The 19,241-nt window shown below is 67.2% G+C and carries 17 protein-coding genes; 7 read left to right on the top strand and 10 right to left on the bottom strand.

From position 1 onward, the window contains the following. Nucleotides 1–2 precede the first annotated feature (2 nt). From VFA08_12850 to VFA08_12875, 6 genes are read left to right on the top strand one after another with little or no spacing between them, the layout of a single operon-like run. Nucleotides 3–1,211: a sarcosine oxidase subunit beta family protein gene (locus VFA08_12850; protein ID HYZ14475.1), complete on the top strand. Its 1,209-nt coding sequence runs from the start codon at nucleotides 3–5 to the stop codon at nucleotides 1,209–1,211. Then, nucleotides 1,211–1,552 carry an MmcQ/YjbR family DNA-binding protein gene (locus VFA08_12855; protein ID HYZ14476.1) on the top strand — a complete coding sequence of 114 codons (342 nt, stop codon included), beginning with the start codon at nucleotides 1,211–1,213 and terminating at the stop codon, nucleotides 1,550–1,552. Before VFA08_12850 ends, VFA08_12855 begins: the two co-directional genes overlap by 1 nt. After that, the gene (locus tag VFA08_12860) at nucleotides 1,552–1,824 is read left to right on the top strand and encodes a sarcosine oxidase subunit delta (protein ID HYZ14477.1); all 273 of its coding nucleotides are present in this window, start codon (nucleotides 1,552–1,554) and stop codon (nucleotides 1,822–1,824) included. Before VFA08_12855 ends, VFA08_12860 begins: the two co-directional genes overlap by 1 nt. Beyond that, nucleotides 1,821–4,373: a 2Fe-2S iron-sulfur cluster-binding protein gene (locus VFA08_12865; protein HYZ14478.1), complete on the top strand. Its 2,553-nt coding sequence runs from the start codon at nucleotides 1,821–1,823 to the stop codon at nucleotides 4,371–4,373. The genes VFA08_12860 and VFA08_12865 overlap by 4 nt, the downstream gene beginning before the upstream one ends. Beyond that, nucleotides 4,363–4,887: a sarcosine oxidase subunit gamma family protein gene (locus VFA08_12870; GenBank protein ID HYZ14479.1), complete on the top strand. Its 525-nt coding sequence runs from the start codon at nucleotides 4,363–4,365 to the stop codon at nucleotides 4,885–4,887. Before VFA08_12865 ends, VFA08_12870 begins: the two co-directional genes overlap by 11 nt. Continuing rightward, entirely contained in the window at nucleotides 4,884–5,372 is a 489-nt protein-coding gene (locus VFA08_12875; GenBank protein ID HYZ14480.1) for a YbaK/EbsC family protein, read from the top strand. The genes VFA08_12870 and VFA08_12875 overlap by 4 nt, the downstream gene beginning before the upstream one ends. Here the strand turns inward: VFA08_12875 and VFA08_12880 are convergent. From VFA08_12880 to VFA08_12915, 8 genes are all read right to left on the bottom strand, one after another. Then, nucleotides 5,341–5,931, bottom strand: coding sequence for a YdeI/OmpD-associated family protein (locus VFA08_12880; GenBank protein ID HYZ14481.1), 591 nt, complete (start codon nucleotides 5,929–5,931; stop codon nucleotides 5,341–5,343). The genes VFA08_12875 and VFA08_12880 overlap by 32 nt on opposite strands. Nucleotides 5,932–5,942: 11 nt before the next feature. Then, nucleotides 5,943–7,115: a glycine cleavage T C-terminal barrel domain-containing protein gene (locus tag VFA08_12885; GenBank protein HYZ14482.1), complete on the bottom strand. Its 1,173-nt coding sequence runs from the start codon at nucleotides 7,113–7,115 to the stop codon at nucleotides 5,943–5,945. A gap of 43 nt (nucleotides 7,116–7,158) precedes the next feature. Beyond that, nucleotides 7,159–9,630 (bottom strand): FAD-dependent oxidoreductase, encoded by a 2,472-nt coding sequence (locus tag VFA08_12890; GenBank protein HYZ14483.1) that lies wholly within the window; start codon nucleotides 9,628–9,630, stop codon nucleotides 7,159–7,161. Between the two features lie 100 nt (nucleotides 9,631–9,730). Next, nucleotides 9,731–10,720: a metallophosphoesterase gene (locus VFA08_12895; protein HYZ14484.1), complete on the bottom strand. Its 990-nt coding sequence runs from the start codon at nucleotides 10,718–10,720 to the stop codon at nucleotides 9,731–9,733. 10 nt (nucleotides 10,721–10,730) lie between these two features. After that, nucleotides 10,731–12,179, bottom strand: coding sequence for an aldehyde dehydrogenase family protein (locus VFA08_12900; GenBank protein ID HYZ14485.1), 1,449 nt, complete (start codon nucleotides 12,177–12,179; stop codon nucleotides 10,731–10,733). Between the two features lie 72 nt (nucleotides 12,180–12,251). Continuing rightward, nucleotides 12,252–13,889 carry an APC family permease gene (locus VFA08_12905; GenBank protein HYZ14486.1) on the bottom strand — a complete coding sequence of 546 codons (1,638 nt, stop codon included), beginning with the start codon at nucleotides 13,887–13,889 and terminating at the stop codon, nucleotides 12,252–12,254. Nucleotides 13,890–13,919: 30 nt separating this feature from the next. Next, nucleotides 13,920–14,867 (bottom strand): metallophosphoesterase, encoded by a 948-nt coding sequence (locus tag VFA08_12910; protein HYZ14487.1) that lies wholly within the window; start codon nucleotides 14,865–14,867, stop codon nucleotides 13,920–13,922. Between the two features lie 138 nt (nucleotides 14,868–15,005). After that, nucleotides 15,006–15,761 (bottom strand): hypothetical protein, encoded by a 756-nt coding sequence (locus VFA08_12915; protein ID HYZ14488.1) that lies wholly within the window; start codon nucleotides 15,759–15,761, stop codon nucleotides 15,006–15,008. 65 nt (nucleotides 15,762–15,826) lie between these two features. On the opposite strand from VFA08_12915, the gene betA reads away from it, so the two are divergent. After that, entirely contained in the window at nucleotides 15,827–17,503 is a 1,677-nt protein-coding gene (gene betA, locus VFA08_12920; GenBank protein HYZ14489.1) for a choline dehydrogenase, read from the top strand. Here betA and VFA08_12925 read toward each other — a convergent pair. Beyond that, nucleotides 17,472–18,329 (bottom strand): EamA family transporter, encoded by an 858-nt coding sequence (locus VFA08_12925; GenBank protein HYZ14490.1) that lies wholly within the window; start codon nucleotides 18,327–18,329, stop codon nucleotides 17,472–17,474. The two genes, betA and VFA08_12925, sit on opposite strands and share 32 nt — an antisense overlap. Continuing rightward, on the bottom strand, nucleotides 18,326–19,147 hold the full coding sequence (locus VFA08_12930; GenBank protein ID HYZ14491.1) for an enoyl-CoA hydratase-related protein: 822 nt from the start codon (nucleotides 19,145–19,147) through the stop codon (nucleotides 18,326–18,328). Before VFA08_12930 ends, VFA08_12925 begins: the two co-directional genes overlap by 4 nt. Nucleotides 19,148–19,241: the final 94 nt, after the last annotated feature.

Genomic DNA, 19,241 nt, shown 5'->3' on the forward strand with positions numbered 1-19,241 from the left:
CGATGGACGAGAACGGCCACAGGTACTGGCGCGCGGCGGAGCCAAAACCGGCCTACGACGTCATCGTCATCGGCGCCGGAGGCCACGGTCTTTCGACCGCGTACTACCTCGCGCGCAACCATGGCATCACCGACGTCTGCGTCGTCGAGAAGGGATGGCTCGGCGGCGGGAACATGGCGCGGAACACCACGATCATCCGGTCGAACTACTTGTTGGACGAATCGGCCGCGATCTACGAGCACTCGCTGAAGCTGTGGGAGGGGCTCGAGGAGGACCTGGGCTTCGACCTCCAGTTCAGTCAGCGGGGCGTGCTGAACCTTTCGCACAGCGTCCAGGACGTTCGTTCGTCGATCCGGCGTCTCAACGCGAACCGGTTGAACGGCGTCGACGCGGAGTGGCTGACGCCAGACGAGGTCAAGAAGTTCTGCCCCATCGTGAACGTCTCCCCGTCGCTCCGGTACCCGGTCATGGGCGCGACACTGCAGCGCCGAGGGGGGATCGCACGCCACGACAAGGTCGCGTGGGGGTACGCGACCAGGGCGAGCGACAAAGGCGTGGATATCGTGGAGCACTGCGAGGTGACGGGATTCGTTCGAGGCGACGGTGGTCGCATCGACGGCGTCGAGACGACGCGCGGCGCGATCCAGGCGCCGAAGGTCGCGCTCGTCGCCGCCGGGCATACATCCGTGCTCGCGTCGATGGTCGGACTTCGTCTACCGATCCAGTCCCACCCGTTGCAGGCGCTCGTGTCTGCGCTGTTCGAGCCGGTGCTGGAGTGCGTCGTGATGTCGAACGCCGTGCACGTGTACGTGAGCCAGGCCGACAAGGGCGAACTCGTCATGGGCGCGGGGATCGACGCGTACAACGGCTATGGACAGCGGGGGTCGTTCCACGTGATCCAGCACCAGCTGGCCGCAGCCGTCGAGCTGTTCCCCATATTCGAGCACGCCAAGCTGCTCCGGACGTGGGGCGGAATCGTCGACGTCTGCCCCGATGCGTCGCCGATCATCGGGCCAACGCCGATCGACGGACTATTCCTCAACTGCGGATGGGGAACGGGTGGGTTCAAGGCGACGCCGGGTTCGGGATGGGCGTTCGCAGAGACAATCGCGACGGGCGAGCCCAGCGAGCTGGCGAAGCCGTTCGGGCTCGACCGATTCACGACCGGCGCTCTGATCGACGAGCACGGCGCGGCTGCCGTCGCGCACTGATGCAGGCACGAACGATCCGGAAACTCGCCCTCGCTCTGCCCCACACGGAGGAGCGGGAGACGTGGGGAACGCCGACGTTCCGTGTGCGCAACAAGATCTTCGCGATGTTCGCCGAGGGCGGTTCGGAGGTCTGGGTGAAATCGACGTTCGACGAGCAGCGCGCGCTCGTCGCGATGGACGAAGACACGTTCTTCTTCCCGCCATACGTGGGACCGAGCGGATGGGTCGGCGTGCGGTACCGGACCGTCGATCGCGACGAGATGGAGGAGCTCCTCGTCGAGGCGTGGCGGCTCACTGCGCCGAAGCGCATCGTGCAGGCTTTCGACGAGGAGGCGAGCTGATGCTCCTCGTGCCCTGCCCCTGGTGCGGCCCGCGCGACGAGATCGAGTTCCGCTACGGGGGCCAGGCGCACGTGAACTACCCGGCCGACCCGGACGCGCTCTCGGACGAGGAGTGGGCCGACTTCCTGTTCATGCGGGAAAACCCGAAAGGTGATTTCCGCGAGCGTTGGTATCACACGGCCGGTTGCCGTCGTTGGTTCAACGCGGTCCGCGACACCGCGACGTACGAGTTTCGCGCGGTGTATCACGTCGGCGAGGAGGCTCCGGCGTGAGCCGGCGGCTCGATACGGGTGGCACGTGGATCGATCGTTCCAAAACGCTGAGGTTCACGTTCGATGGCGAGGAGTACGAGGGGTTCGAGGGCGACACGCTCGCCAGCGCGCTGCTCGCGAACGACGTGGTGGGCGGGTTCCTTTCACCGATACTGGGGCGACCGCGCGGGATCTACTCGGTGGGCGTCGAGGAACCGAACGCGTTCGTGGAGATCTCGGAGCCGTGGTTCGACGCGATCGTCGCGGCGACGATAGTCGAGTTGGTCGACGGTCTGGTCGCCCACAGCCGTCCAGGCGTCGGACGGCTCCCCGCCGACCGGAACGCCCTCCCCAGGCGCCGAACCGAACATCTGCATGCCCATGTCGAAACATTGGTCATCGGCGGCGGACCGTCGGGGCGTTCGGCTGCGATTGCCGCGATGAGTCGCGACGACCGAGTCCTGCTTCTGGACGCGTGGCATCGGATCGACGACGTGCCTCGGGGAGTCACTGCGCTTCCGCACACAACAGCGATCGGGATGTACGACGACGGCTACGTCGTGGCGCACGAACGATTCGGCGATCTCGAGCGTCTCCGGCACATCCGCGCTCGGCGGGTGGTCTTGGCGACCGGAGCGCACGAGCGACCCGTCGCGTTCGCGAACTGCGATCTGCCCGGCGTGATGCTCGCCTCGGCGGCGCGCGCATACGTGGAACGGTTCGGCGTTCTGCCCGGACGACGGGCGGCCGTTCTCACGACGAACGACAGCGGATTGGAAACTGCGGACGTGCTGCGCGCCGCCGGCGCTGAGGTCGTGGCGTTGGCGGACGTTCGCAAGGGAGAGGCCGTTTCGCAGGCCGTCGGTGATGCCGCCGTCGAGACCGTCCTCGTTCGAGACGCCGACGGCACCGAGCGCACGGTGGAGGCCGAACTCGTCGCCATCGCGGGCGGATGGAATCCCGCCGTGCAGCTGTGGCGCGCGAGCGGCGGTGCTCTCGCATGGGACGAGGATTGCGCGTGTTTCGTGCCGGATGGGACCGGACCGAGCTGGCTCGACATCGTCGGCCGGGCGTCCGGCGAGGGCCTGCCCGCATCGGGGCCCTATTGGTTCGTCCCCGCAGATGATCTGTCGACGCACTTCGTCGATATGCAGCGCGACCAGACGGTGGTGGACGTGATGCACGCCGTGGAAGCCGGTCTTCGTTCCGTCGAGCACGTGAAGCGCGCCACGTACATCGGCACCGCCGTCGACCAAGGGCGAACGTCCGGAGTGCTCACCGCCGGAATCGTCAACGCGCTCCAGCAGGCGAGCGCCGGCGCGCACGAGCCGACGAACGCTCGACCGCCGTACGTCCCCATCTCGTACGGGGCGGTTGCCGGTCCGTATCGCGGTGCGCTCCTCGATCCGGTTCGAACGACGGCGATGCACGACGCCCACGTTGAGCGCGGCGCCGTGTTCGAGGACGTCGGCCAGTGGAAGCGCCCGCAGTATTTCCCGCGCAACGGCGAATCGATGCGCGACGCCGTAACGCGCGAGTGCCTCGTGGTTCGGAACGACGTCGGGGCGATGGACGCGTCGACGCTGGGCAAGATCGAGTTGGTTGGGCCGGACGCGCCGGCGTTCCTCGACCGCATGTACACGAACCGGATGTCGAACCTCAAGATCGGCTCGATCCGGTACGGACTGATGTGCGGGCTGGACGGGATGGTGTTCGACGATGGCGTCGCGATGCGCCTCGCCGACGATAGATATCTGGTCACGACGACGACCGGTGGAGCCGCGCACGTGCTCGACCACTTCGAGGAGTGGCTCCAGACGGAGTGGACGGATCTCCGCGTGTTCTGCACCAGCGTCACCGAGCAGTGGGCCGTCGTGGCGGTGAACGGCCCGCGCGCGCGCGAGGTGATCTCCGCAGTGGGCACCGATATCGACCTGACCAAGGACGTCTTCCCGCACATGACGTTCCGCGATGGGCTCGTCGCCGGTGTGCCGGCTCGGCTCGCGCGGGTCAGCTTCTCGGGCGAGCTCGCGTTCGAGATCCACGTGAAGTGGTGGCACGGCGCGCATATCTGGGACCGCCTGCTCTCGGAGGGCGTGAGCCCCTACGGAACCGAGACGATGCACGTGCTCCGCGCGGAGAAGGGGTACGTCATCGTCGGCCAGGACACCGACGGGACGGTGACGCCCTTCGACCTCGGCATGGACTGGATCGTGAACCCCTCGAAGGGCGATTTCATCGGGCGGCGGTCGTTCAGTCGTGCCGACACGGCGCGCAAGGGTCGGAAGCAACTCGTCGGATTGCTCCCCAACGATCCCAAATGGCTACTTCCCGAGGGCGCCCAACTTGTCCTCGAGGAGACTGGTCGGATCCCGATGCCGATGGCAGGTCACGTGACATCGAGCTACCGGAGCGCCGCGCTCGGGCGAACGTTCGCGCTCGCCATGCTGGAACGCGGACAGGAGATGCACGGCGAGAAGGTGTACGCCCCGCTGGAGGGCGAGACGATCGTCGCCACGGTCACCACGCCGGTTCTCTACGACCCCGAGGGAGCGCGTCTTGCCGGTTGACGTTCGAGGCGCTCTCGCGGGCAGGACGCGTGACCTCGCTCGCGTCGCGAGCGAGGTCGAGGCACTGGCGCAGGTCGACGTTCGAGTCGGCTCCGCGCCGGCGTCCCTTGAGCTCCCACTCGAACCGAACACATGGATCGCGAAGGGCGATCGCGAGGCGTTGTGGCTGGGCCCCGACGAGTGGCTCATCGTCGGCCCACCCGGCGCCGAAGACTCGATCTCGAGCGATCTCGAACGAGCGCTCACCGGACTCCCCCACAGCGTTGTCAACGTGTCGGCCGCGCGAGCGATCCTCGAGGTCGAACCCACCGTCCGTCTCGAGCTGCTTCCGCAGGGATGCGGGATCGATCTGCACCCACGATCGTGGCGTGAAGGCATGTGCGCCCAGACGCTCCTTGCTCGAGTCCCGGTGATCCTCCAGGAACGCGAGACCGGCACGAGGATCTTCGTTCGTCCGTCGTTCGCGAACTACCTCGTCGACTGGCTCGGGCACGTCGCCGGCGTTCGACCGTGATCGAACCTGACACACCCGCGCTCCATGCGCTGGAAGGCTCCACGCTGCGATTCGACGTCGTTCGTACGCAGCGCGCGCGAAGCGCGGAGGAGAGTGCGTCGTTTCAAGGGATCGAGCTGGGTCAGCTCCTCCGAACGATCGTCGTCAGGCGAGGCGCGGACGATTACGTCTTCGTGCTCGTGCCGGGCGGCCGCGAGATCGACTGGAAGAAGCTCCGAGCGCATCTGGACGTCAGCCGCCTGTCGCTGCCGGACGCCGCCGAGGCAAAGGAGGCGACGGGCTACGAACGGGGGACGATCACGCCCTTCGGATCGAGGACAGCGTGGCCCGTGATCGTCGATGCGACGATCCCGTCGATCGGCACGGTTGCGATCGGTGGCGGAGGGCACGGGATCAACCTGCACCTGGAAGGACGCGACCTCGTCACGTTCCTAAAAGCGGACGTCGCCGACGTCACGAAGTTCGTCGAGCGCTCGGCGGAGTGAGGAGCGCGATCCGCTCGCCCCGAGCCGAGTGCTCGATCAGCGTCTCCAGCCGGCGCTGCCGAGTCTCGTCGCGCTTGGCGCTCACCACCCACCAGGTCGCGTTCCGTCGAAACCCGGGTGGCAGCGACTCCCAGAACGACCACGCGGCCTTGTTCTTCCGAAACCTCGCCGTCTCCGAACGGGAGAACGCCGGGTTCGCGCGCGCTGACGCGTTCTGCCGCGCGAGTTGCTCGTCGCGCCACTCGAACGCCTTCAGGCCGGCTGGATGCATCCTGCCTTCGGCGATGAGCTCTCTGACACGCGCGATGTTGACTGCGCTCCAGTAGCTCTTCGGCGTGCGCGGCGTGAACCGGTTCACGTACCGCTCGGCGTCGACGCTGTGTCTGACGCCGTCGATCCATCCGAAGCACAGCGCCTCGTCCAGGGCCTCGCGGAACGTGATGCTCTCCTTCCCCGTGCCCTTCTTGTAGAAGCCGACCGTGATCTCGCTCTCGCGTGCGTGGTTTCGCTCGAGCCAACGCCGGAACTCCGCCGCGGAGCGGAAGTACCGAGCCTTCATCGAGCGCCGCGCTAGCCTTTCGGGATCTCTTTCGACGGGTCCCAGTGCGGCATCTGGACGACCTTCGCCGCGACGCGACCCGACTTCGGGGTCTCGACCTGGAGCTCCGTGCCGAGCTCGGTGAACTCGATTGGGAGCATCGCCAGGCCGATGTTCTTCTCCAGCCGCGGCGAGTAGCACGCGGAGGTCACGCGGCCGACCCCTCGGCCGTCCGCGGACGTCGGGAAGAAGTCGAGCATCTCGTTGTCGATGTACGTGCCGAGGGGTTCGCCGTCGATGTCGACGCCGACGAGCTTCTGCTTCACACCCTCTTCCTTGATCCGCGTGAGGGCGGCCTTGCCCATGAAGTCGGCTTCCTGATCGAGATCGACCATCCACGTGTAGTGGTATCCGACCTCGAAGGGGTTGTTCTCGTACCACATGTCCGCTCCGAAGGCGAGGATGCCTCCCTCGATGCGACGGATGTGGCACGGGCCGATCACCTCGAGCCCGTGTGGGCGACCGGCCTCGAGCACGGCGTCCCACAGCTCGACGCCGTGCTTGGACGCGTCCTGCAGGTAGATCTCGTAGCCGATCTCCCCCGTGTAGCCGGTGCGCGAGATGACGACGCGCCTGCCGTTGAGCTCGGTCTGCATCAGGCCGTAGTACGGGATGTCGAGGACCTTGTCGCCGAACAGGTTGGTCAGGACGCCCTTGGCGTTCGGTCCCTGGATCTGCACGGGCGCGACGTCGATCTCTCGAACCGTGACGTTCATGCCCTTGGCCGCGGCGATGCCCAGCGCGTACAGGTTCACGTCGCTGTCGGCGAGCGAGAGCCAGAACTCGTCCTCGGCCACGCGAAGCAGCACCGGGTCGTTCAGGATCCCGCCATCGGGTGCCGTGATGAACACGTACTTCGCCTGATCGACCGCGCACTTGTGCAGGTCGCGCGGAACGATCATGTTCGTGAGATCGAACGCGTCCGGCCCCTTGATCTGGATCTGCTTCTCCACGCCGACGTCCCAGAGCGTGACGCCGCTCACCAGGTGCCAGTACTCCTTCACCGGGTCGCCGTAGTGGCGGGGGTGGTAGGTGTGGTTGTACACGCTGTACCGCTGCACGCCGTGCCGACGCGAGGCGTAGAAGTACGGCGACTTTCGGATCCGCGTGTACAGCAGGATCCCGGGGTTCTCGATCACGCTCACGTACGCGTTCCTCCTTCTGTCCCAGCCCGCTCCGGCCGGCTTCTCATGCCCGAAGGCGCTCGCCCTTCGGGTCCCACAGCGGCTCGGACGCGACGTGCGCCGGGAGCCGTTCGTCGAAATACTCGATCTCGAGCGACGTATCCTCGACGGCCAGCTCGCTCGGAAGGTAGCCGTACGCGATGCACCGCCCGATCGAGTAACCGTAGCCGGCGCTCGTCACGTAGCCCACGACGTCCCCGTTCGCGCGGATCGGCTCCTTGCCCATGACGACGTGGCTGGTGTCGTCGAGGGTGACGCAGCAGAGCTTCCGCTCGATGCCGTGTTCGAGTTGGCGTTCGAGCGCTTCCTTTCCCTGGAAGCCCTTGTGCATCTTCACGGCGAAGCCCAGACCGGCCTCGAACGGGCTGTACTCGGTGCCGATGTCCTGGCCCCACAGGCGATAGCCCTTCTCCAGCCGAAGGGTGTCGAACGAGCCGAGGCCTGCTGCGACGATCCCGTGATCCCGGCCGGCGTTCCACAGGAGCTCCCACGCCCGGTCGCCCATGGCGAACTGGCCGTACAGCTCCCAGCCGAGTTCTCCCGCGTAGCTGATCCGCTGCGCCCAGACCGGGGCGACCTCGCCGACGTTCAGGTACTGCGCGGACATATACGGGAAGGCCTCGTTCGACAGGTCGGCGTGGGTCACCGCGCTCAGCACGTCGCGCGCCATCGGTCCCCACAGGCCCAGCGCGAACAGCGACCCAGTGCGTTCGGTGATCGTGACGCGTTCGCCGTCGCGGAGCTGCGCACGAAGCCACCCGACGTCGTGCGGCCCCGTGCCACCGCCGGTAACGATGCGGAACAGGTCCTTCCCCTTGCGCGCGATGGTCAGGTCGAGGCGGATCCCGCCCCGTGGCGTCAGCGCGGCCGTGTAGATGAGCGTACCGACGGGACGGTCGATCCGGTTGGCGAACACGCGCTCGAGGAACGCGAGGGTGTCAGGTCCCTGGACGTCGAACTTGGCGAAGGCCGTGATGTCGAACAGGGCGACGCGGTTCCGAGTGGCCAGGTGCTCCGCGCCCTCGATCGGCGACCAGAGCTTGGCCGCCCACTCGTCGCGTCGGAACCAGGGCTCGTCGTCACGAACGAGGGACCCGTTCGCCTCGAACCACTGTGGACGCTCCCACCCTGCACCGACGACGAACTGCGCGCCGAGCTCCTCTTGCCGGGCGAAGAACGGCGACAGTCGAAGCTTCCGCGGACGAGCCGGTTGCTGGCGCGGATGGATGATGTCGTAGACCTCGCGGTACTGCTGCTTCCCCCGCTCGAGCACGTAGGGCGGCGTTGTCGCATACGGGTAGAAGCGGTTCGCGTCCGCCTCGGCAAGGTCGTACGAGGGCTCGCCGTTCACCATCCACTCCGCGACCTGTTGCCCGAAACCGCCGGCGTGCGTCACCCACACCGCCTCGCACACCCAGACGCCGCGAACGCTTACGGACTCGCCGACCACGGACGCGGCATCCGGCGTGAACGAGAACATCCCGTTGATCGAACGCGACGGATCCTTGGCCCGCATCCTGCCCTTCAGGGCGGGCAGCAACCGTGCCGCCTCGGCCTCGGCCACGTCGAAGTCGCGCGGCGTCCACGGCATGAGCGAGGGCATCGGCCCGGGGTTGCGGGGATGTCGGATCGATGTCTGCGGCGTGGCGATCGGCTCGTGCTTGTAGTTCCCGACCGCGTAGTGGTCCTCGCGCTGTCGGAAGTACATGGCCATGTCCTGATGACGAAGGATCGGGTGGACGACCTCGCGCGTCTCGCCTTCGAGCTCGGGAACCGGATCGGTCCACACGAGCTGGTGCTGCACGGCGACGAGCGGGATCGGAACGCCGACCATCGCGCCGACGGTGGGCCCCCAGATACCGGCGCAGATCAGCACGCGTTCGCAGTCGATCGAGCCGTGGTCGGTGACGACGCCGCGAACCCGGCCGTCCCGCACGTCGAACCCCGTCACCGTCACGTCACCCTCGAAGGCGACCCCCCATGCCGATGCCCTCGCCGCGAGCGCCGCGGCGATCCGAAGCCCCTTGGCGATTCCGTCGCTCGGCACGTGATACGCGCCGAGGATCGTCGAACCGTCGAGCAGCGGGATGAGCTCGACCGCCTCGGACGGCGTCAGGAGGTCGGCGCCCTGCAACCCGTACGAGCGCGCGAACCCCAGCCGTCGCTTCAGCTCCCGCAAACGCTCGTCGGTCGTGGCCACCTCGATGCCGCCGACGCCGTACCAGGCCGGCTCCCCGTCCACCGACAGCGTCGAGTACAGCGCGACGGAGTCTTGCGCGATCCGACACATCATCTGGGAGGCGTTCGTCTGAAACGCGAGCCCGGGCGCGTGTGAGGTCGATCCGCCCGTCTCGAACAACGGTCCCTGATCGAGGACGAGCACGTCCGCAGCGCCGAGCTCGGCAAGGTGGTACGCGGCGCTCGCCCCGACGATGCCGGCGCCGACCACGACGGTCTCCGCGCGATCCGGGATCACGGGCGCGATGCTCTCGGACCGAAGCTGGGCCGACAAATCGGGGGTAGCACCGTGATCCAATCGAACGTTGTGCGACCCCGGCCAAGATGGCGCAATGGGCTCAGCCCGAGGTGTGCTGGTAGGCGCCGAGGCGCGCGTCGCTGAGCTCCGCGATGACGCCCTCGAGACGTCCCTCGCCGTACTGGCTCCCCGGGTTGAAGCACGGCGTGCGGCCGATCCGAACGCGGCCGGGCGATTCGTGGATATGGCCGTGGAGCGCGACGAGCGGCTGGTACTCACGGATCGCCTCGCGAACGGCAACGCTCCCGCCGCCCGTCGTGACGAACCGGCCGCCCTCGCGCACCGGTCGAGGAAGCTCACCGGGCGCCTCGCGTCGGAGCTTCAGGCAACGGTCGATCAGCGTGTCCTTCGGTGGGCAATGAAGGTTGAACACGGATCGCGTGAGGTCCCGCACCTGGGCGGCCGAGGTGTCGATCGCGGAGCGGATCTCCTCCTCGCTCGCCTCTCGCGCCGTGTCCCACGGCGTCGCCGTCGAAAGCCCGACGGTGATCATCGTGTGCACGTCGTCGAGCTCCACGACTCGGCCCTCGCTGGCGACGATGCGCTCGCCGTCGGCCTCATCCAGCACGTCGAGCACCGCCGGAGCGTCGTCGTTGCCACCCGTGAGAAACACGCGCACCGGCGTTCCGCGAAGACGATCCTCGGCGAACTCCATCCACTGGTGGAGCCGTTCGCGCGCGAGCTCCTGCACGAGACCCTCGACGAGCAGCGCGTCGGCGCCGAGACGCTCGTGCTCATCGGCATCGATCACCCGCCAGTAGAGGCCGTTGACCTCGACGAGGCGGGTGAACTCCTCCATCGCCGACCGCGAGTCCAGCGTGTGAGCGCGGCCGTGGAGCTCGGCGTGCATCGTGCCGTTCCTCCGAACGATCGGCACGAGCGCCTTGCCCATGAGGTCCCCGCCGAACACCAGCGCGTCGACCTCATAGAACGCCGCCGCGTTGACGAACTTCCGCCACGCCGGTTGCGAACCGTGCAGGTCCGCGGCGAAGAACAGGCGGATCCCGTTTCGCTCGCGCCGACGAGGCACGCAACGACTCCTACGAAACGTCGACGACGATCGTCTTCAGCTCGGTGAGGCGCTCCATGGAGAAGCGACCGCCGACGCGGCCGACCCCGCTCGCCGAGCCCGCGCGCCCGCCAAACGGCAGGTGCGACTCCCAGTAGTTCGTTCCCTCGTTCACGTTGACCCAGCCCGTCCGAACGGCCTCGGCATAGCGCAGTCCGCGTCGAAGGTCGCGAGTGAAGATCGCGGAGAGCAGTCCGTACGGTGATGAGTTGACGATGGCGATCGCCTCGTCCTCGGAGTCGATCGCCGAGACCGGAACGACCGGCCCGAACGTCTCCTCGCGGGCGATCTCCATGTCGTCGGTGACACCGTCCACCACCGTCGCCTCGAAGAACAGGTCGCTTCCGTGCTGCGGCGCGCGCTTGCCGCCGACCGCGACGTTCGCGCCGCGCGACGCGGCGTCCTCCACGTGCCGTTCGGTCTTGTCGGCGACGCCGGTGTTGTTCAGCGGACCCATCGTGGTTTCGGCCTCGAACGGGTCGCCCAGCCGGATCCGTGCCGAGATCGCCTCGCCGAGCCGGCGCAGGTACTCGTCGTGCACGTCTCTGTGCACGAGCACGCGCTCTCCGGCGGTGCAGCTCTGCCCTGCGTTCAGGAAGCAGGCCGAGAGCGTCCCCTCGACCGCGCGGTCGAGATCCGCGTCCTCGAGGACGACGAGTGGCCCGTTGCCGCCCATCTCGAGCAACAGCTCCTTGCCCGCGGCCCGCTCGGCGACCCGGCGGCCGGTGGCGACCGAGCCGATGAACCCGACTGCGTGCGTTCCTTCGTTGGCGGCGACCTCGTCGCCGACGACGGGACCGGGACCGGTGACGAGGTTGAACACGCCGGGCGGGAGGTCCGCCTCGCCGATGCACTCGGCGAGCTTCGCCGCGCAGACGCTCGTCGTCGGTGCCGGCGCGAGCACGACCGCGTTCCCGTAGGCGAGAGCCGGCGCGACGATCTCGGCCGGCATCGTGTACGGCCAGTTCCACGGACTGATCACGCCGACGATGCCGCGGGGAACGCGCTGGACCAGCACGCGCTTGTTCGCGTCTCCGGATGGCGGCAACAGGCCGTCCGCGCGAACTGCGTCCTCACCGGCCATGGAGAAGTAGACGATCAGCTCCTCGACCTCGTCTCGCGCCTCCGCGACGAGCGGCTTGCCCTGATCGAGCGCGAGCGTTCGAGCGAGGTCGTCGCGGCGCGCTTCGATCGCGGCACCGATCCGCCGCATCGCGGCCGATCGGTCAAACGCGGACATCGCCGCCCATCCGGGCCACGCGCGGTTCGCACCGTCGATCGCCCGGTAGACGTCCTCCCGCGTGCCCTGGGGAACCGTCCCGATGACCTCGCCGGTGGATGGGCTCGTCGCCTCGAACACGGCTCCGGACTCCGACGCCGTCCACGAGCCGTCGATGAACATCGCGTACTCGTCAGCCATGGCTCATCTCACACTCCCCACCAGACGCGAGGGGCGGTCCGAAGACCGCCCCTCGCACCGGACCAACCGAGGCTACTCGACGGGGATCTCCCGGTGGATCGCGCTGAGGTTGATGCCCTGGCTCCGCCGCACGAACCACGCGATGACGTAGATCACAATCGCCAGCCCGTACATCGCCGCCATGAACCACAGCGACGTCGAGTCGTTCACCGCGTACAGGTCGTTGGTGAACCAGTGGTACAGGTTGAAGCCGAGGAACAGCGCCGTGATCGCGCCCGTAATGGTGATGAGCGGGATCCCCGCGACCTTGTACCGGGCGATCGGGGAGTTCTCGTATAGCCGCTTCTTGCGGTACGGAAGGATCATCGCCGCGATCGACGTTCCGAAGAACGTCACCGCGATCACCAGGGTCGCGTCGAGGATGAACGTCGCGAAGTCCGCCGTGTACACGTACAGCCAGCTCACGACGATCGACGGGACGAGCATCAGCAGCAGCGCCCAGTACGGGACGTGCCGTCGCTCGGACACGTCGGCCACCTTCTCCGGAAGGATGCGGTCGAACGCCGCAGCGAAGATCACCCGCGTCGACGACAGGAACAGCGTCCCGGCCCACCCCAGGAACCAGGCGCCGAAGACGAGCACGATGATCGCCTGGACCGCCTCGTTGTGGAAGTAGAAGCTCGCCAGCATCGGCGGGTACGACCAGATGGGGATCGCCGCGTCGCCGAACCCGTACACGGTCGCCCAGTAGTTGAGGTTCGCCGCGTTGAAGAACTCCCATCCGAAGAACTTCGCCGAGAGCAGGACGAACACGAAGGCGATGGCCACCGTCACCCACAGACCCCACATCATCCCGCTCATGACGCGCCGGAAGTCGCTCGCGCCGCGGACCTCGCCGTACAGCGTGGCGCCCCAGTTCGGCCACAGGATCCAGAAGCACAGGAACGGGATGAGTAGCAGTGAGTCGCCGAAGAACGGCGTGAACCCGAGCTCCGGGACGATAGGCCCCGCGTTGTTCGTCTGACCGAGCTCGATCGTCTGCTGGTACGCGTTGCCGCTCGTGCCGAACAGGTTCGAGGCCTCCTGGTTGAAGGCGCTCTCGAACCCGCTGCGCGAGCCGAACAACATCACCAGGAAGATGACCGCGAGGCCCGCAAGGCCCAGGTAGAAGCAGAACTTCTGGATCCTTGCATAGCCCTCCATCCCCAGCGAGACGAGGACGGCCGCGAGCCCCACCGTCACGATGGCCACGGTGAACAGCCCGATGTCCTTGGCCAGGAAGTCGGTGAGGCCGTCGAGTCCGAGCACCGCCGCCAGCGGCTGGAACACCTCGACGTTCAGGATGTTCGCGTAGACCGGCGCCCAGTACCACAGGATGAACCACCATCCCGTCACCGCCAGCACGAACGCGATGCCGCCCCCGAGCACGCGACTCTGCCAAACGTAGTCGCCACCGGCCCGCGGCATGACCGAGATCAGCCCGGCGTACGTGACCACGAGGAACGTGACGAATACCCCGGAGATCAGCAGCGCAGGCAGGATCTGACCGCTCGGTACGAACGCCAGCACGGAAAACGCGAAGAACAGGCCGAGCGTTACGAAGTTGACCGACATGAAGCTGTACAGGAACGCGTCGAACTTGGACCATCCCTTGACGAGGCCCGTGGCCTTTCGCAGGAACAGGCCGGGTGCTTCGCTCACAACCGCCATCGACCGGACCCTCCTCTCCGTCCCGACGGATCAGCCGTTCACGAGCTGGTAGTTCTTGATCTTCTTCTTCTTGGCGTCGATGTTGACGATCGCCGCCTGCAACACCCCTTCCTCGTACGAGCTCCCGGGATTCAGCGCCAGGGTCCGTCCGATCCGGGCGGACCCCTTGCTCTCGTGGATGTGGCCGTGGAGCGACAGCAGCGGCTGACGCGCTTGGATCGCCTCCCGGACCGACGTCGAACCAACCGGCCGGATCGCCTGACCCCCCGAGACGTACGTCAGGTCGGCGTTCAACGCGGGCGCGTTGTCGAGCTTGGAGCCGTACGGCGGCGCGTGGAAGTTGAAGATCGTCGAGTCCGGATCGCTCGCGTGCTCGAGAGCGCGTTCGATCCGCTTGGCCAGCTCCGGTTCCTCGGCCTCGCGGAACGTGTTCCACGGCGTCGGGTTCGTCCACCCCATCGAGATCATCGTGAACCCGTCGAGCTCGATCGGGTGATCCTCGTCACCCGTCTCGACCATCTCCGCCCGAGCGAGGACGTCGTCGATCTCGAACATGTCATCATTCGCCGGGCAGGCGATCGCCCTGATCCCCGTCCCCGCGAGTCGCTCCTCGGCCATGGCGATCCAGCGCTCGGTCCCCTCGATCATGACCTCCTTGAAGCGCTTGTCGACGAGATCCTCGTCCTCCTGCAACGCGACGTACTCCTGGTCGGACACTCGGATCGGGTAGTACCCGCGGTTCATGACGCGCTTCTCGAACTCGACGATCTCGGACTCGGACTCGAGCGTCTCGCGGTGATCCTGTAACGACGCCTCCCAGCTGCCGTTGGAACGCTGGACGATGGGGACCATGGCCTTCCCGGTGACGTCGCCGCCGAGAACGACCACGTCGGCCTGGTAGAACTCCCCGGCGTTCAGGAACTTCTTCCAGCAGATCTCCGAGCCGTGGAGATCCGTGACGTAGAAGATCTTCGGCATCGCTCCCGTCCTCAGCGGCAATCTTGGTTGGGACGGCCAACATGCGCAACCGAGGTTGCGGGCGTGGACAACCGCTCCTCCCAAGGCCCTACGTTCGGTCGATCCGCTCGTTCACCCTTCGAGCCCTCGGCACGCCGGCTAATGCCCGACCTCCTCGGGAAGGTCGTACCACTGAACCCGGTCTCCGACGCGGGCCCTGACCTTCCACTTCAGACCCTTGGGGACGGCGTCGGCGTGCTTGCGGAGCGCGACCGCCTGATCGATCGGATCGAAGTCGCAACCCGGCGGGACGAGCCGCGCGAGCTCGCCCCGGGCGAGCTCCACCACGCGATCGAGGTTGCCGGTCGTGGTCCGCCACCATCCCCAATCGTCGGCGACGACCTTGCCGAACCGCGCGAGCCCGATCGTCTCGGCCTCGTCGCCGTCGCGAACCTCGTAGCACGAGAGGAGATAGATGATGTCCTGCACGTCCTTCTCGTTCTGCTGCACGACCTGGAGCTTGGTCAGCAGCAGGTCCGTGACGTCGAGCGTCAACGGCATCCGATCGATCCGGCCGCTGAAGTCCAGCACGTGGCACATCCGCAGCTGATCCATGACCACGTCGGCCGATGTGCCGTTGGCCGCTGTGAAGTACATCTGCCGGTGGCCGTGCATCGTGTTGAACTGCCGGTCGCCCTGGAACCCCCTGTTGAACAGGAACTCCATTACCGGCTTCTTCGCCGAGGAGACCGACGCGAAGTCCATGTCCTGATCGTTCCGGACCCGAGGAGCGCACGTGTGCTGGGTCAGGTAACGCACCGCCTGGCCGCCGATGAGCTTCAGGGGGACGCCCTCACGATTCGCCGCTTGGACGGCGTCGATCGCCGCGCCGTACGCGTCGGTCGAAGCGCCCATCGATCAGCACGATAGCGCTGATCGGCACGAACGGCGTTCGACTAGCATCGCGTACGAACGTGACGATCTACGACTTCGTCATCGTCGGCGGCGGCTCGGCGGGGTGCGCGCTGGCGAACCGTCTCAGCGCCGACCCGTCCAACCGCGTGCTCGTCCTCGAGGCCGGACGGTCCGACTACCCGTGGGACGTGTTCATCCACATGCCGGCGGCGCTCACGTACCCGATCGGCAGCCGCTTCTACGACTGGAAGTACGAGTCCGAGCCGGAGCCGTTCATGAACGGTCGTCGCGTGTACCACGCGCGCGGGAAGGTGCTCGGCGGCTCCAGCAGCATCAACGGGATGATCTTCCAGCGCGGCAACCCGCTCGATTACGAACGCTGGGCGGCCGAACCGGGCATGGAGACGTGGGACTACGCGCATTGCCTTCCCTACTTCAAGAGGATGGAGAACTGCCTCGCCGCGGCGCCCGACGATCCCTACCGAGGGCACGACGGGCCGCTCGTGCTCGAACGCGGACCGGCGACCAACCCGCTGTTCGGCGCGTTCTTCCAGGCGGCGCAGCAGGCGGGCTACGAGCTCACCGACGACGTGAACGGCTACCGGCAGGAAGCATTCGCGCCGTTCGACCGGAACGTCCATCGAGGACGGAGGCTGTCGGCGTCGGACGCGTACCTCGACCCCGTCCGGCACCGGAGGAACCTCGAGGTCCGCACCCGCGCCTTCGTCACGCGTATCCTGTTCGATAAGGCCAAGACGCGTGCCCTCGGCGTCGAGTACTCACGTCTCGGCAAGCGCGAACGCGTTCGCGCCAACGAGGTGATCCTATGCGGTGGGGCGATCAACTCGCCCCAGCTGCTCCAGCTCTCCGGCGTCGGCAACGCTCGCGAGCTCGAGACGCTCGGCATCGAAGCGGTGCACGACCTCCCCGGCGTCGGCGAGAGCCTCCAGGACCACTTGGAGGTGTACATCCAGTACTCGAGCAAGCAGCCGGTGTCGATGGCTCCGTACCTCAAATGGCGGTACCGGCCATGGATCGGCTTCCAGTGGCTGTTCTTCCGGAAAGGACCCGGCGCGACGAACCACTTCGAGGGCGGCGGGTTCGTCCGCGGCAACGACGACGTCGCGTATCCGAACCTGATGTTCCACTTCCTGCCGATCGCGGTGCGCTACGACGGCTCGGCGCCGGCCGGCGGCCACGGATACCAGGTGCACGTGGGGCCGATGTATGCCGACACGCGAGGCTCGGTGAAGATCAAGAGTGCCGATCCTCGGGTGCATCCGGCCCTTCGCTTCAACTACCTGTCGACGCCGGGCGACCGGCGCGAATGGACCGAGGCCGTGCGCGTGGCCCGGCACATCCTGAACCAACCGGCGATGGATCCGTTCAACGGGGGGGAGGTGTCTCCCGGCCCGTCGGTTGAGACCGACGAGCAGATCCTCGCTTGGGTGGCGCGCGACGCCGAAACGGCGCTCCATCCGTCCTGCACCTGCCGGATGGGAACCGACGAGATGGCCGTGGTCGACCCGCGGGCGATGAAGGTCCGCGGTCTCGGAGGGCTACGCGTGGTCGACGCCTCGGTCATGCCGTTCGTGACGAACGGGAACATCTATGCGCCGGTGATGATGATCGCCGAGAAAGCCGCCGACCTCATCCTCGGGAACGCGCCACTCCCCGCCGAGCACGTGGAGTTCTATCGGCACCGGCCCGTTACGCGCCCAGCAACAGCAGGCCCGCGATGACCATGGCCACCCCGATGTAGTGATTGATGGCTGGACGCTCATCGAGTAGCGCGATGCCGCCGAACACCGGGATCAACGGGTAGGTCGCCGACACCGCCGTGACGATCGAGACGAGCCCCACCTCGGAGCCGCGCGAGTAGGAGATCGTCCCGGCCAGATCCGCCACGCCAAGCAGCGCGCACAAGGCGACTGCTCGTGTCGAGAGTGTTCCGCGGACCGCCGGTCGCATTACCGCGATCGCCACGACGGCCGCGATGACGAACAGGAGTGCCGTGGAGGTTCGCACGAGCCACAACGAGGTGAGCCAGCCCACCCTCTTGGCAGACCAGGCGACGGCGTACGCCGCGGTTCCGAACAGGATCGTCGACGCGAGGGCCCACGGTAACGCCGCAGCGGGCACCCGCGTCCCCGTCCGCAGCGATCGCACGTCGGCAGAGGTCACGACGGCGCCGCCGATCGTGACGGCGGCGCCGGCGATCTCGACCGAGCCGAGCGTCTCGTCGAGGAAGATCACCGCGAGCAGAACCGGGATGACCGCGTACGACGCCAGAAGCGGTGAGACGAGAGCGATCGGGCCAAGCTCGAGAGCTCGATACAGCGTCACGTAGGCCACCGCGGTTACCGCGGCGATCGGGAGCAACCAGCCTGCGACCTCGTCGAGTCTGTCGAGATCGTGCCCGGAAGCGAGTACCACGACGCTGATGACAACGGCGGCCGCGACCTGCGAGAGCAAGACCGTGGCAGCGACGCCGACCCTTCGCCCGGAGAACGCTGCGAACAGATCGGCGAAACCCCAAAAGATCGCCGCGCCGAGGCCATAGATCACGTGTCGCCGCGGTACTGAGCGTCTCGCCAGGCGATCGCGGCCTTGAGCCCCCGCTCCTGGGTGATCCTGCGGAACTCCTCGCGCATGGGCAGGTTAGCGGTCTCGATGTCGACGTCGATCTCGACGTTCGCATCCATCGCGTCGCGGAACCCGGCGACCTCCCACACGCGGTTCACCGCCCGCTTCGTCGCCGCGACAACGTGGGGTTCGTTCATCGCGATCTGGTCGGCGAGCTCCAGCGTCGCCTCGTCGAGCCGATCGCGCGGGACCACGCGGTTGACCAGCCCAAGCCGGAGCGCCTCGGGCGCCGGCACGCGATCCTCCCCGGTGAACAGCAGCTCCTTCGCCGCGCGCACGCCGATCACCCACGGCAGGAACATGGACACGACGCCCGAGCCGAACCGCACGTCGACGTACCCGAAGAACGCGTCGTCGGCGACGACGGCCAGATCGCACGCGAGCATCAGGTCGGTGCCGCCGGCGAGGCAGTACGAGTGGACGCTCGCGATGACCGGCTTGGGGTGATCGAAGATCCTCATCATCCGATCGTTGTCGCGTTTCAGGACCGTCAGCCAGGCGCGCGCATCCATCGGCTCGCCGGACGCGTCCTCGTTGAGGTCGTAGCCGGAGCAGAACGCGCGTCCGGCACCGCGGATCACCACGACGTGAACGGCGTCGTCGCTCGCCGCCGCGTCGAGCGCCGACTCGAGCGCCTCGAGGAGCTCCTTGTTCAGCGCGTTCAGCGATCGCGGCCGATTCAGCGTGAGGCGCCGAACCGGCCCGACATCCTCTGAGAGCAGCACGACGTCATCGACCACGGCGCCGATGATATTGCCTTTGAACGGCGCTTCAGCCAGCGCGTTCACCGCGCGGCTGGGAGGAGCGCCGTCGTGCACGACCGGGACGCCGGAA

Source organism: Actinomycetota bacterium, from assembly GCA_035640355.1.
In the GTDB taxonomy this organism is placed as follows: domain Bacteria; phylum Actinomycetota; class UBA4738; order UBA4738; family HRBIN12; genus CALGFI01.